Below are 14,761 nucleotides of genomic sequence, written 5' to 3'. Positions count from 1 at the left end.
GGCCACGGCCGTCTCCGGGGCGGGGTTTTATGGATCAACTTTCTGGAAGATGCGCATGAGGTCGGCAGCGACACTGATGGCGATGACGGCAGGGTGTTTCCCGGTGAGGTCGGGCACGCCGATGGGGCACTGGATACGTTCGATGACGGATTCGCAGTGTCCCTCGGCCGCGAGTTTCATCCGGAACCTGGCCCATTTCGCAGCGGATCCGATCACCCCGATGCTCCCCACCCCTTCACGCCGGAGGGCTGCGTCGCAGAGCATCAGGTCTTCGGCGTGGTCGTGGGTGAGGATGAGGACATGCGCGCCCTCCGGGAGGTCCGCGATGAGGGTTTCGGGGGCAGGAAGGGTATGGAGGTGCACTGTGGCCGGGCCCGTCTTGAGCATGGCGGCGAAAGCCGGCTCGATCATGCCCTGTCGGGAGTCGGCAAGGTGAAGAACAAGCTCGTTCCGGCTCAGGATGCGTGCCAGCTCCTTGCCCACGTGGCCGGCGCCGAAGATCGCGACGGTGGGGCGCCGCCCGATCGGCTCAAGTAGCACCCTCACGATGCCACCGCAGCACTGGGTGCCATAAGCGACGTGCGCATGCTCATTGAGGCCGAACTCGACTTCTAGCACCGTGTCCGCCCCGTTCTTCAGCATCGTGCGGGCACGCTCGGTGACCGTTGCCTCCATGTTGCCGCCACCGATGCTTCCCGACGCGGTGTGGGCGGCGATGAACATCTTCGCGCCAACGTCGCGGGGAGAGTGGCCGCGAACCTCCACAATCGTCGCCAGGACACCTGCGGTCCCGGCAGCACGAGCCCTGGCCAGGCCGTCAAACCAGTCCACTGTGTGCCCTCCCTGGATCACTCGGCCGCGAGGGACGGCGCAGGGACCGACGCAGTGATAGGCGCAGGGACCGGCCGGCGCGCCCGGTCCAGCGCCCAGTACACTGCCTCGGGGGTGGCAGGGGAAGGCAGCTCGACCTGGTGTCCAGGCTCGCCGAACGCCGCGGCGGCCGCCCGCAACGCCTCTCGCACCGCGATGGAGAGCATGAGGGGCGGTTCGCCCACGGCCTTCGACCCGTACACGCTTCCATCATCGGTGGGGTGCACGTACAGGTCCACGTTGAACACCTGCGGCAGCTCCGAGAACGACGGCAGTTTGTACGTGCTCGCTGCCTGCGTCAGCAGCTTGCCGCGGTTGGGCCCGTCGCTGGTGTCCCAGCGCAGGTCCTCCTGGGTGAGCCAGCCGACGCCCTGGACAAATGCACCCTCAACTTGCCCGAGGTCGATCAAGGGCGAGAGCGAACTGCCGACGTCGTGCAGCAGGTCCACTTGGCGCACAGTGTACGCACCGGTGTATCCGTCGACCTCCACCTCGGCGACCGCGACCCCGCGGGCATAATACTTGAACGCGTTGCCCTTGTAGGTCTTCGAATCGAAGAAGAGTCCCTCCGTGCGGAAATAGCCGGTCGTCGACAAGGACACGCGCTGGAGGTACGCCGTCTCAACGAGCTCCACCCAAGTCACACTCTTGTCCGTTCCCAATCCGCTGACTACCCCGCCCGTGATGCGTACGTCGTTCGCGTGGACCCCGAGCATGCCGGCCGCCACCGGTGCAAGCCTGTCAAGGATGATCTCGCAAGCGTTCTTTACCGCGCCGCCGTTGAGGTCGGAGCCGGTCGAAGCCGACGTGGCCGACGTGTTGGGCACCTTGTCGGTCCGGGTCGGAGCGAGGCGGACCCGTCGCAGCGGGACACCGAGCGCTGTCGCCGCGACTTGCAACATCTTCGTATGCAGCCCCTGTCCCATCTCCGTGCCACCGTGGTTGATGAGCACCGAGCCGTCCCGGTAGATGAGCACCAGCGCACCGGCCTGGTTCAAGAACGGCTTGTTGAACGACACGCCGAATTTCACCGGAGTGATGGCCAATCCCCGCTTGACGTGCTCGTGCCGGGCATTGAATTCGGCGACGTCGAGAAGCCGGGCCTCGTAGTCGCTGGTCTTCTTGAGCTTGTCCCACATGTCGGACATGCGCTCGGCTTGGCTGACCACCTGTTCGTAGGGGGTGGTCTGGCCCGGGGCATAGAAGTTCCGACGGCGGATCTCCTCCTCGCCGATACCCAGCTTCGTGGCCGCCTGACCAAGAAGATCCTCGGTCACGATCATTCCCGCCGGGGCGCCGAAGCCACGAAATGCCGTATGCGAAGTTTTGTTGGTCCGGGCGATCTGGCCGACCACGTGGACGTTGGGAAGATAGTAGGCGTTGTCGACGTGGCACAGTGCGCGACTGACCACGGCAGGGGACAGATCCACGCTGCATCCGCCGTCGGCGGTCAGCACGGCCTTGTAAGCGAGAATGTGCCCCTCGTCGTCCAGACCGGCCTCCCACGTGGCATGAAAACCGCCGCGCTTGCCGGTCATGGTCATGTCCTGGGTGCGGTTCAGGCGCAGGCTCACGGGTCGGCCCGTCAGCACGGCGCCCAGTGCCGCAACGGCGGCGAAAGCATTCGCGTTCGTCTCCTTGCCGCCAAAGCCACCTCCCATCCGCAGGCACTGCACGGTGACTTGGCTCGATGACACGCCGAGGACCCGGGCCGCTACCTCCTGCGTGTGACTCGGGGCCTGGGTGGAGCACTGGATGAAGACCTGTCCACTCTCGTCGACGGTGGCGAACGATGCCTGGGTCTCAAGGTAGAAGTGCTCCTGGCCCTGGATGTCGATTCCACCGCTGAGGCGGTGCGGAGCATTGGCAAGGGCCGCGTCTGCATCGCCACGTTGGAGGGTGGCCCGCGGCCCCTGAAACTGCCCTGCGGCGATGGCTTCCTGGGTGGTGATGATGGACGGCAGCTCCGTATAGGAGATCTCGATGGCCTCAGCTGCCAGGCGCGCTTCCTCGAGCGTCTCAGCGAGCACCCAGGCGACGTGTTGGCCGTGGTACAGCACTTCGTCGGGGAAGAGGGTCTCGTCGCCGATGTCACCATGGTCGTTGACGCCCGGCACATCCTCGGCGGTGAGCACGCGAACAACTCCGGGCATGGTCTTGGCCGCGGAAGTGTCGAGGGAGTCGATGCGGGCGTGGGCGGCGAACACCTGCAGCGGCCACGCGTGGAGAACATTGGCTGACCGGTAGGGAAGATCGTCGGTGTACAGTGCCCGTCCTGTGACGTGCTCCCAAGCGGCTTCGTGCGGCACGGTGACGCCGGTGACGGCACCGTCCGGGATCTCGGCGAGGGGGCGGGACGAAAACGGTTTCATGATGAGACCTCCGCATGGAAGCGACGGATGGATTGGGAGAGTGTGGCACTGCGGTACTCGGCGCTGGCCCGATGATCGGACATCGGCGTCACCTCGTTCATCATGACGTCGGCAGCGGCCGCGAAAGTCTCAGCCGTCCACGGTTTTCCACTCAGTGCGGCTTCGGTGCCCTTGGCGCGCAGCGTCATGGCTGCCGCGCCACCCACACCGATGCGGATGTGTTCGACCTTCCCGTCGGCGACGGTCGCGGCGATGGCCACCGCCACCGAGGAGATGTCGTCGAACTTGCGTTTGGCCACCTTGTAGAACCGGCCGAGCGGCGCGACCGGCGTCGGGATGTGCACTGCACGGATAAGTTCGTCGGTTGCGCGGACGCTCTCCCGGTAACCGGTGAAGTAGTCGGCCAGCGCAACGGTCCGGTCGCCTCGCCTCGAGCTGAGCACCAGGTCTGCGTCGAGCGCGAGGAGCGCGGGGGCAATATCGCCGATCGGGGAGCCGGTGCCGAGATTCCCGCCGATCGTGGCAGCATTCCGGATCAGCTGGGATGCGAAAAGTGGGAAGACGTGGTCCAGCAGGGGCACCGAACCATCCAGGAGACGCTCGACTTCCGACAGAGTCAATGCCGCGCCGATCTCGATGTGGTCGCTTGCAACATGGAACTGGCGCAATTCGGATAGCTGGTCGATCGCGATCGTCAGCGGGGCGCGGCGATGCTTGATGGTCAGCTCGACACCCCAGTCGGTCGAGCCGGCGAGCAGAATGGCTTCCGGTGTTCCGACGAGGAGGTCAAGCGCCTCCTCCAGATCGGCCGGACGCACGAAGGCGCTGCCCGGGGTCTCGATTCGCAGTGGGCTGCCGGTGGGCGCGGGCCGGTCGCGGCGCTGGGCGATCGGATCGTCGGGATCGACCTCTCCGAGGGCGAACGCCGCGTCTCGGATCGGCCGGTATCCGGTGCACCGGCACAGGTTGCCCGAAAGTGCGTGCAGATTGAATCCGTTGGGTCCGACCTCAGGCTCGTGCTTGGCAGTCGTTTCGTACCTCGTGACCGGCACGGCCTTGGCATCCGCATCCTGCTCGATCCGCGGTGGCAGCCAGGGGTCAAGGCGCTGGGCGTCGTCGTCTACGACGAGCGGCCACGGAAGTTTGTTTCCGGTGGGCACGGCGCGCGCGGTGGAAACAATGCCGGAGGTGGCCGGAGCCGACCCGCAACCGCCCGACCCGCATGCGCACCCGGCACGGTCCTCGCGGTAGTACTCTGCCGCCATCGAGGAGACGAAGCCTGGAGTGCAATATCCGCACTGGGAGCCGCCCCGCAGTGCCATCTCTTCTTGAACCGGGTGCAGTTCGTCTGCGGTAGCCAGCCCTTCGGCCGTGTAAATCTCCTGACCGGCGAGCATCGCGGCGGGAACGAGGCACGAGTTCACCGACGTCCAGCGGGTGCCCCCGTTCCCGTCGGGGCGGGAGACCATCACCGCGCAAGCTCCGCACTCCCCTTCCGCGCAGCCCTCCTTGGGACCGGTGATCCCACTGCCGCGCAACCACTGCAAGGTGGTGGTGTACGGGGCGACGCCCGCGACGGACATTTCGCTTCCGTTGACGGTCAAGGCAGTGGCGGCCGCGTCCGTTTCGGCTCGATCGACAGTTCCGGTCATGGTCAATCCTCTTTCGGTCTATCCAGCAGCGGTGTGTAACCAATGCGCATCAGCATTCGTTTTTGCATGGTTGAGGCCGACGGGATAGAGACAGCCCCACCAGGTTATCCATGCGAACAGGCGGTGGCCATTGTGACGCAGCCTACACCTTCGGCGCGAGGAACGGTATGGTCCCCGGAGCCGGTGCAATGAGGCAGCAGGAGTACTTTTCATGATGCGGCCGTCGGCCGTCCGCAGTTCGTTGCCCATCCCGCGGGTGGAGTTCGGCGCAGGGTGGCCGGTGTGCAGTCAGGGCGTAGGTCAGCCGGCGACGAGTCGGCGGGCCGCGGCGCTGTGGCGGGCGATCAGATCCCCCAAATCAAGGCCCGGGATGGCCCCGTCCACGACGCGCCATTTTCCGCCGACGATGACCCGATCGGCACGGTCCGCTCCGCACAACACCAAGGCGGCCAAGGGATCGTGGGAGCCGGAGAAGCGCAGGTCATCCAGTGTGAACAGGGCCAGATCCGCCTGCCGGCCAGGGGCCAGTTCGCCCAGCCCCTGGCGCCCCAGGACTTTCGCGGAGCCGCGGGTGGCCCAGCCCAGTGCCCGGTCCGTGGTGACGGAGGCACCGTAATGCAGGCGCTGCAGGTACAGCGCCTGGCGCACTTCCTGGATCATGTTGGAGGCGTCGTTTGAAGCCGAGCCGTCCACGCCCAACCCCACGGGGACACCGGCGGCCTCCAACTCCAGCACGCGTGCCGTTCCGGAGGCCAGACGCATGTTCGACGACGGGCAGTGGGCCACACCGGTGCCGGCGGCACCCAAACGCGCAATCTCGTCGTCGTCAAAGTGGATTCCGTGGCCCAGCCAGGTCCGGTCCGTCAGCCAACCGACGCTGTCGAGATAGTCGACCGTGCGCAGGCCGAACATCTCCTTGCAGAAGTCTTCCTCATCGATAGTCTCGGCCAGGTGTGTGTGGAGGCGGACGTCCAGCCGTTCGGCGAGTTGGGCGCTTTCCTGCATCACCTCCCGTGTCACGGAGAAGGGGGAGCACGGTGCCAGGGCGATCTGGATGACTGCGTCGTCGCCGCGCTCGTGGTAGGCGTGGATGAGCCGTTCGCTGTCGGCCAGGATCACATCGGCATCCTGCACAGTGGACTGCGGCGGGAGCCCGCCGTCGTTCTCGCCCAGGGACATTGAGCCTCGCGTCAGTGTTGCCCGCATGCCCAATTCGCGGACCACCTTGACCTGGACGTCAATGGCCTCCTCCAAGCCCTGCGGGAACAAGTAATGGTGATCGGCTGCTGTTGTGCAGCCGGAGAGCAGCAACTCGGCCAGCGCCGCCTTCGTGGCCAGCTCCAGGTCCTCCGGCGTGAGCCTGGCCCACACGGGGTAGAGCGTCTTGAGCCACGGGAACAATTCCGCGTTGGCCACGGGAGCCCAGGCGCGGGTCAACGTCTGGTAAAAGTGGTGGTGGGTGTTGATGAGCCCGGGCAACAGCACGTGCCGTCCGGCGTCGAACACCTCGTCGCAGGGGAGTGAGGGGCTTCCTCCGGTGGGCACCAGCTCCTCGATGATGGTGCCGGAGATGACGAGGCCGCCGCCGGCGTCGAGGTGATTGGCGGTAAACACGGCCAAGGGGTTTTTTAGCCAGAGGCGGTGGGGTGCGGGGGTATGCATGGGATGGTTCCTTACAAGCAGTCGTCTTGGCTGGGTGGCCCTCGTCCGGCCTTAAAAACGAAAAAGCCAGCACCATTGGGTGCCAGCTCAGTGTGTCCCTGTCTGCTGATCCAGGTTGGTCCGCAAGAGCGTTCCATAAGACAACTTAGGTTCGAAGTACAGGAATGTCAACGATTTAAAGCTTCCGTCATATGAAAAGGAAATTTCAAAAAAACTATTGCCCCCGCTTGATTTCAGGTGCTAGCGTCTCAACCATGTCTAGGCGGGCACCCCTGGGGGACGCTATCTACCGGGCGTATCTTGATTTCAAACCCAAGTGCACACTGGTACGTGGAGCCCCGAGCGCTCCCCAATAAGAAAAATGCCGGTTGCCCCAGTGACAAGGAAGTCACCATGAACACCAGCGAAAACAATCAGGGCTACATGGCCCAGGCAGTCGACTTGGCCACGGCCAACGTCTTGGACCATGGAGGGCCGTTCGGCGCAGTCGTTGTCACCGCGGACGGAAGGGCCTTCGAGGGTATCAATCGGGTGACGGCCAACAATGACCCCACCGCCCACGCTGAGGTCACGGCCATCCGAAATGCATGCGCGGCCCTCGGCACCTTCGACCTCACCGGAGCCACCCTTTACACCAGCTGCGAGCCCTGCCCCATGTGCCTGGCCTCGGCCCTGTGGGCACGTGTGGAGAAGGTCTACTTTGCCGCGGATCGGCACGATGCCGCCCGCTCCGGCTTCGACGATGCGGTCTTCTATGACTTTTTCGACACCCCTGTCGAAGAGCGAACCATGCCTGTCCAGCAGATCGCCCCGGGCTCCAGCGATCCCCTCGCGCCGTTCACCACCTGGGACCGCCTCGACACCCGCATTGATTATTAGGACGGGTGAAAACAGACATGTCTAGTTTGAACCGTACGGGGAAAAGGGACATTGTTTCCTCCCCCAACCCCGAACAGCCAGCGCCCAAGCGCGGCATCGGGCAGTCCCTCGACAACTACTTTGAAATCACCGCACGCGGATCCAGCGTCATGCGCGAATTTCGCGGTGGTCTGGCCACATTTTTCGCCATGGCCTACATTGTGGTCCTCAACCCCTTGATTCTCAGCGCCCCGGACGGCTCGGGTGCCACCTTGGGAATCCCTCAAGTTGCCGCGGTGACAGCGGTTGTCGCCGGCGTGATGACCATCATCATGGGGGCGTGGGCAAAGTATCCCTTCGCCCTTGCCGCCGGCCTGGGTGTCAACGCCTTCGTCTCAGTCACGGTCGCCACCACACCGGACCTCACCTGGCCGGAAGTCATGGGGCTTGTGGTCATTTCCGGTATTATCATGTTCATTTTGGTCCTCTCCGGGTTGCGGGAGGCTGTCATGGTGGCGGTCCCGGCGGGGCTGAAAACGGCCATCGTGGTGGGGATTGGATTGTTCATCGCCATTATTGGGCTGGTGAATGCCGGGTTCGTCCGCCGCGTTCCCGACGCAGCGCACACCAGTGTGCCGGTGATGTTGGGCCAGAATGGAAAACTGTTGGGCTGGCCCACTCTGATCTTTGCTCTCGGCTTGGTGCTCACCATCATCTTGGTGGTGCGCAAGGTCAAAGGTGCAATTCTCATTGGGATCGTGGTTTCAACGATCGTTGCCGTGGGCATGCAAATCTTCACGAACACCGCCTCCAGCCAGACTGATCCCTCCGGCTGGTCCCTCATGGTCCCCGTCGTGCCCACCGAGATCTTCTCGGTGCCTGATTTATCCCTCTTCGGCAAGGTGGACCTGTTCGGGGCGTTCATCCATTTGGGCTTCATGTCCGCGCTTCTCCTGACGTTTACCATTTTGCTCAGCGTTTTCTTTGACGCCATGGGCACCATGACGGGGCTGGCCAGCGAGGCCGGGCTGTTGGACAAAGACGGCAACATGAAAAATGCCAACAGGGTATTGCTCGTGGATGCTGGCGGATCCATTGCCGGCGGTTTTGGCTCCGTCTCCGCCAATGAGATCTTTGTCGAATCGGGCGCTGGAATCGCCGAGGGTGCACGCACCGGCCTGGCCGCAATTTTTACGGGCCTGCTCTTTCTACTCGCGGCATTCTTTGCCCCGTTGGTGGCAATAGTGCCGTTCGAGGCGGTGGCACCCGCCTTGGTGGTTGTCGGGTTCATGATGGCCTCACAAGTACGGCACATTGATTGGAGCGACTACGGGATTGGTTTCCCGGCGTTCCTGACGTTCATCTTGATGCCGTTCACCTACTCGATCGCCAACGGCCTGGGTGCCGGTTTCATTGCCTACGTGATCATTCATGTTGCACAGGGACGGGCCAAGGAAGTGCATGTCCTGATGTGGGGCGTGGCTGCAGCGTTTGCGATCTACTTCTGCATGGGACCCATCCAGGAGCTCCTCGGCGTCAACTAGGGACGGTGGCAGGCCCCGCAACTTGGCAGGCCCCGCAACGTTGCGGTGCCTGCCACGGTTCGCACCCTGCCACGCCAAAGGGACCCCGCGACACTCCATAAATTTCACTATGTGGAAGATTGTTTTCAAATAGTTTGGTTCGTATGACTGTACGATGTTAGCTTTGTCTGAATGCCAACGGCGGGCGCCCAATGACGGGCCGCTATCAACCGGGCGATCTTGAACTCACACGCAAGGACAGCCGTTGGGTGGACCCCTCGTCCATGACTCCTGCCACGCTCCTTGCACTACGTGGCAAGGAACCCACTATGCACCAGCAGTATTTCACCCCCGCCCCGCCCCGCCTGGCCTTGGCGCCACCGTTTTCCCTTTCACGGCTGCTGCCCGTTTATTTCCTGCCGGCCAACGCGCCGGCGGGCCGGCGCCCGGAACCAGCTGCACCCCTTGCGTTTGTGGAAGGGGACGAGCATGTTGAATTTGCTGGCTGAAGCGCAAACCTGGCCACCCGTGAAACGCGGCGAGACGCTCGCGGCGGCAACCATTGTGCACGTCTCGGGTTCGGCCCCGCGCCCCATGGGCACCTCCATGCTGGTGTCCAGCAGCGGCGAGGTTTTGGGAAGTCTGTCAGGCGGCTGCGTCGAGGGCGCTGTGGTGCAAGCCGCAGGCGAAGCCATCGAGACTGGGCAAGGGCAACGCGCCCGGTTCAGCTACACCGACCAGGACGCTTTCGCCGCGGGCCTGACCTGCGGCGGCACCATCGAAGTGCACATCCAGCCCCTGCCGGCCCATGACCTGGCCCGCGACTCGACTGGCGACCTAACTGGCGACTTAATCGGCGGACTGACTGATGGCCTGGCCGGGCGTGTCCTGCCAGCCGACGAAAGGATCACCGTCTTGGTGAGCCGCCTCGGGACTGGGGGAGCGGCGTCGGGTCCGTCCCTTCTGCTGGCTGGCGGCCCGGATGCGCTCGGGGGCGTGGGGTCCCTCGCGGCGCTGGCGGACATGCTGGCCGACGGCTCCGGCATCCGGCCCGGCACCGACGTCGTCCGGGCCCTGTCGAAACGACTGCAAACGTTGGCGGCCGGCGGGGGCGCCTCGCTGCTGGATCTGGGCGGCGACGGTGAATGGTGTAGCCTCCCTGCCACGACCCTTCTGGTGGAAAGCCGGCTGCCCGCCCCGCGCTTCCTGATTTTTGGCGCCAACGACTTCGGCGAGGCCATGATCGGCCAGGCCGCGCTGCTAGGCTACGGCGTCACGCTGTGCGATCCCCGCCCGGCCTTTGCCACCCAGGCACGTTTCGCCCCGGCCCACCAGGTGGTGGGTGCATGGCCGCATCGCTACCTGCAGCAAGAGGTCGACGCCGGACGGGTGGACGCGCGCACGGTGGTGTGCGTCCTGTGTCATGATCCCAAGTTCGACATTCCGCTGCTGGAGGTGGCACTGTCCCTGGACGTGGCCTACGTGGGGGCGTTGGGCTCCCGGCTCAGCCATGCCAAGCGCATTGACTCCCTGCTGGAGGCGGGGGTGGCCCCTGAACAGCTGGCCACTCTGCATTCGCCGATCGGCCTGGACTTGGGCGCCGGCACCCCGGCCGAGGTTGCTGTCTCCATCGCCGCCGGCGTCATCGCCTTCCGCAACGGCCGTGCAGCCCACGCCCAGCTGAGTCGTGGCAGCGGCGCCATCCATGCCACTCCGGAACCCGTTTCCGTGTTGCCAGACCCCACCCACGAACTCACTCACGCCTAGGAGGCATCCATGGATATGAACACCATTGAGGAAATGATCCCCACTGCAGACCCGGCGCACTGGCGGGAGGGCGACGCCTGGTTGGCAGGCGGCACCGTTTTGTTCTCCTACGGCAGCAGCACGTTGCGCCGCCTGCTGGACGTCACGGAGGCGGGCTGGCAGTCCGTGACTATCACGGAGGAAGGCCTCGAGCTGGCCGCCACCTGCACTGTGGCCGAGCTGCATGCACTGCCGGACCGGCCGGAGGTGTCGGGGATGCCGGTGGAATGGCCTGCGTTGGAACTCGTGCGGCAGTGCTGCGACTCGTTCGTGGCCTCGTTCAAGATATGGAACAGCTCCACTGTGGGGGGAAACATCTGCACCGCCCTCCCGGCCGGGCCCATGACGAGCCTATGTTCCGCACTGGACGGCACGGCCACCGTGCTCATGCCCGCAGGTGAAAGCCGGCAGCTGCCCGTGGCCGACCTCGTCACCGGCAACGCCCGCACCTCCCTGGCGCCCGGTGAGCTGCTGCGCAGCATCCATTTGCCCGCCGCCGCCTTGCGCTCGCGCGTGGCGTTCCGGCGGCTCTCCTTGAGTAACTTGGGCCGCTCCGGCGTGTTGCTGATTGGACGGCTGGACGAGAGCGGTGAACTCATCATCACCGTGACAGCTGCCACCCGGCACCCCGTGCAGCTGCGCTTCGGCCCGGTAGTGGGTGCTTTATATGCTGCTTCCGGCGGTGCCTCCAACAGCGCCTCCGACGGCGGGGGGTCGGGTGCGGCCGTGTTGCACGGCCACCGCTTCCCCGGGTTGACCAAGCCGGGCGCCGCCGAACTTCGCGCAGCCCTCGACACGGCAATTCCGTACGAGCTGTACCACGACGACCAACACGGCCTGCCACTCTGGCGCCGCGACATGACCTACCGGCTGGCCGAGGAAATCCGGGCCGAGCTGTGCGAATCCACCACCATCAAGGACTGACCCCATGGACATTAACGGCACACACCACCCCCATGAACCACGCCCCGGCCAGTGTCTGCGCACCTTTTTGCGCGAGGAGGGCATGCTCGGAGTAAAGAAAGGCTGCGACGGTGGCGACTGCGGCGCCTGCACCGTCCATGTGGACGGCGTGCCCGTGCACAGCTGCGTCTACCCGGCTGTCCGCGCCAACAACAAGTCCGTCACCACCGTGGAGGGCCTGGCCGACGGCGACACCCTGCACCCCATGCAAGAGAACTTCTTGGCCGCCCAGGGCTTCCAATGCGGTTTCTGCACCGCCGGGATGCTCATGACGACGGCCACGTTCGACGACGCGCAAAAGGACAACCTGCCCCGGAACCTGAAGGGCAACCTGTGCCGCTGCACCGGCTACCGGGCCATCGACGACGCAGTGCACGGCGTTTCCACGGACATGACGGAAACCCAAGACGACTGCGGGCATGTGGGAGCCAGTCCCGGGGCCCCCGCCGGACGGGCAGTGGTGACCGGAACGGCCCGCTACACCCTCGACGTCGACCCGGGGGACTACCCGGGCCTGCTGCACATGAAGGTGCTGCGGTCCCCGCACTCCCACGCTCGCATCCTCTCGATCGACACGGAAGCGGCCTTGCGCGTGCCGGGCGTGCAGGCCGTCTTCACCCACGAGGACTCGCCCGCCTTGTTGTTCTCCACCGCCCAGCACGAGATCTTCACGGACGACCCCGACGACACCCTGGTTCTCGATTCGGTGGTGCGCCACGTGGGGCAGCGCGTGGCGGCCGTCGTCGCGGACACCGTTGCCGCAGCCGAAGCGGGAGTGCGCGCCGTCGTGGTGCAGTACGAACTGCTGCCCGCCGTCCTGGATCCGGCGAAGGCGCTGTTCCCCGGCGCCCCTGCGGTTCACGGCGACAAGAACGCAGCGACCAGCCGTATCGTCGACCCGGCACGCAACATTGTCGCTGAGCTCCACACCGAGCTGGGGGACGTGGCAGCGGGGCTGGCGGAGGCCGACGTCGTGCACCAGGAAACCTACACAACCCAGCGGGTGCAGCACACTGCGCTGGAGACACACGCTTCCATTGCACATGTGGACGCAGAAGGCCGGCTGCACGTGCGTTCCTCGACCCAGACCCCGTTCCTGACCAAGCGTGCGCTGGCCCGGGTGCTGGGTCTGGCGGAGGACCGCGTGCATGTGGTGGCCGGACGGGTGGGCGGCGGGTTCGGCGGCAAGCAGGAAATGCTCACCGAAGACATTGTGGCGCTCGCCGCACTGGCCCTGGGCCGGCCCGTGCAGTTGGAGTACACGCGCACCGAGCAACTCACCGCCTCCACTACCCGGCATCCCTTCACCATCAGGTTGTCTGCAGGGGCCAAGCACGACGGGACTCTGACTGCGCTGGCTGTGGACGTGTTGGTCAATACCGGGGCCTACGGCAACCACGCCCCCGGCGTCATGTTCCACAGCTGTGGGGAATCCTTGGCGGTGTACCAGTGTGCCAACAAGAAGGTGGATGCGCGGTCCGTGTACACGAACACGGTTCCATCGGGTGCGTTTCGCGGCTACGGGCTCAGCCAGATGTTCTTTGCCGTGGAATCGGCCATGGACGAGCTGGCGGCAGGTCTGGACATGGACCCCATGGAGTTCCGCCGGCGCAACATGGTCCGCGACGGTACGCCTATGCTGTCGACTTCTCCGGCACCGGAGGAAGACGTTGAATATGGCAGCTACGGCCTGGACCAGTGTGTGGAGCTCGTCGTGGACGCCTTGCGCCGCGGTGAAGAACGGTACCGCGATGCCGGACTGGACGACCTTGGCCGCGACTGGGCCGTGGGAACCGGCACGGCCCTGAGCATGATCGACACCGTCCCGCCGAGCGGTCACTATGCTCACACTGCGGCGCAGCTGCTGCCCGACGGCACCTTTGAACTCAGGGTCGGCACGGCGGAGTTCGGCAATGGCACCACCACGGTGCACGCCCAGGTCGCCGCGACGGCGCTCAACAGCCGCGCCCGGCTCGTGGCTGTGCGTCAGTCGGACACCGACTTGACTGAACACGACACCGGCGCGTTCGGCTCCACCGGGACCGTGGTGGCGGGCAAGGCAACACTCTTGGCCGCAGAGGAACTGGCCGCACAGATCTGCAAGGCCGCAGCCGCCCACACCGGTGTTACGGCGGAGACGTGCACATTGGTGCCGGGAGCCGTGGACTGTGGCGGCACCCTGCTGCCCTTGGACCGCTTGGCCGCGCTCTTGGCCGGGGCCGGGACCGAGTTGACGGCGCACGGGCGCTGGGGCGGCACACCCCGTTCGGTGGCCTTCAACGTCCACGGCTTCCGGGTGGCCGTCAACACGGGGACGGGGGAGTTGCGCATCCTGCAAAGCGTGCAGGCCGCCGACGCCGGAGTGGTGGTCAACCCGCGCCAGTGCCGCGGGCAGGTTGAGGGTGGGATAGCCCAAGCGCTTGGTGCGGCACTGTACGAGGAAGTGGTGGTGGGTCCGGACGGCGCGGTGGAGAACACCATTTTGCGCCAGTACCACATCCCCACGTTTGCCGACGTGCCGCGCAGCGAAGTGTACTTTGCCAAAACGCACGATGTGCTGGGTCCGCTCGGGGCAAAGTCCATGAGCGAGAGCCCGTTCAATCCGGTGGCACCGGCACTGGCCAACGCAATACGCAACGCAACGGGGGTCAGGTTCACCGCTTTGCCGCTGGCCCGCGACGTGATCTACCTGGGCTTGCAGGAGGCCAGGCTGCACATGCCTGCCGTGCCCGTCCTGGCGACCTAGACCTCGCGAAGTAGAAGTCGCGAGGTGAAAGCGAGGTAGTTGGCAAAGTTGCCGGCGCAACATTGCCAACTACTGAACTTTCGTGGGCTGCGTGGGGAAGTAGCGGGAACGACGAAGGGCCGGCACTTTGTGCGCCGGCCCTTCGTTTATTGCTGGGGTATTGCTGTGTTGCGTGGGTGGGCGTGGGGTTTAGCCTTCGCCGCCGGCGTTGCCGGTGGTTCCTGCGTTGACGTTGAGGAGGTCGTATTTGGTGGCTGCTTGGGTGGGGATGGTGGCGTCGATTTCACCGTTTTTGGCGAGCATTTGCAG

The 14,761-nt window shown here is 65.2% G+C and carries 10 protein-coding genes; 6 read left to right on the top strand and 4 right to left on the bottom strand.

The window, feature by feature from the left end:
• Positions 1–27: 27 nt before the first annotated feature.
• The 4 genes from xdhC to QMG25_RS19670 form a co-directional block, all read right to left on the bottom strand.
• Complete coding sequence (gene xdhC / locus QMG25_RS19685; protein WP_283462790.1) at positions 28–831, bottom strand: xanthine dehydrogenase accessory protein XdhC; 804 nt, start codon at positions 829–831, stop codon at positions 28–30.
• Between the two features lie 17 nt (positions 832–848).
• A complete protein-coding gene (xdhB, locus tag QMG25_RS19680; protein WP_283462789.1) occupies positions 849–3,242 on the bottom strand; it encodes a xanthine dehydrogenase molybdopterin binding subunit in 2,394 nt (797 codons plus the stop codon).
• Complete coding sequence (locus tag QMG25_RS19675; RefSeq protein ID WP_283462788.1) at positions 3,239–4,894, bottom strand: xanthine dehydrogenase small subunit; 1,656 nt, start codon at positions 4,892–4,894, stop codon at positions 3,239–3,241. The genes xdhB and QMG25_RS19675 overlap by 4 nt, the downstream gene beginning before the upstream one ends.
• A 300-nt stretch (positions 4,895–5,194) precedes the next feature.
• On the bottom strand, positions 5,195–6,556 hold the full coding sequence (locus tag QMG25_RS19670; protein WP_283462787.1) for an 8-oxoguanine deaminase: 1,362 nt from the start codon (positions 6,554–6,556) through the stop codon (positions 5,195–5,197).
• Positions 6,557–6,949: 393 nt separating this feature from the next.
• Between QMG25_RS19670 and QMG25_RS19665 the strand changes: the two genes are divergently transcribed.
• From QMG25_RS19665 to QMG25_RS19640, 6 genes are all read left to right on the top strand, one after another.
• Positions 6,950–7,435 (top strand): nucleoside deaminase, encoded by a 486-nt coding sequence (locus QMG25_RS19665; protein ID WP_283462786.1) that lies wholly within the window; start codon positions 6,950–6,952, stop codon positions 7,433–7,435.
• Between the two features lie 17 nt (positions 7,436–7,452).
• Positions 7,453–8,958, top strand: coding sequence for an NCS2 family permease (locus tag QMG25_RS19660; protein WP_283462785.1), 1,506 nt, complete (start codon positions 7,453–7,455; stop codon positions 8,956–8,958).
• A 308-nt stretch (positions 8,959–9,266) separates the two neighbouring features.
• A complete protein-coding gene (locus QMG25_RS19655; protein ID WP_283462784.1) occupies positions 9,267–9,446 on the top strand; it encodes a hypothetical protein in 180 nt (59 codons plus the stop codon).
• Positions 9,427–10,704 carry an XdhC family protein gene (locus QMG25_RS19650; protein WP_283462783.1) on the top strand — a complete coding sequence of 426 codons (1,278 nt, stop codon included), beginning with the start codon at positions 9,427–9,429 and terminating at the stop codon, positions 10,702–10,704. Before QMG25_RS19655 ends, QMG25_RS19650 begins: the two co-directional genes overlap by 20 nt.
• Positions 10,705–10,713: 9 nt before the next feature.
• Positions 10,714–11,667, top strand: a complete 954-nt coding sequence (locus QMG25_RS19645) for an FAD binding domain-containing protein (RefSeq protein ID WP_283462782.1) — start codon at positions 10,714–10,716, stop codon at positions 11,665–11,667.
• 4 nt (positions 11,668–11,671) lie between these two features.
• Complete coding sequence (locus QMG25_RS19640) at positions 11,672–14,452, top strand: molybdopterin-dependent oxidoreductase (protein ID WP_283462781.1); 2,781 nt, start codon at positions 11,672–11,674, stop codon at positions 14,450–14,452.
• Positions 14,453–14,761: the final 309 nt, after the last annotated feature.

It is taken from the genome of Arthrobacter sp. H35-D1 (assembly GCF_030063185.1).
In the GTDB taxonomy this organism is placed as follows: Bacteria; Actinomycetota; Actinomycetes; order Actinomycetales; family Micrococcaceae; genus Specibacter.
The sequence above is the reverse complement of the archived record's forward strand: the minus strand, read 5'-3'. Positions and strand labels throughout refer to the sequence as shown.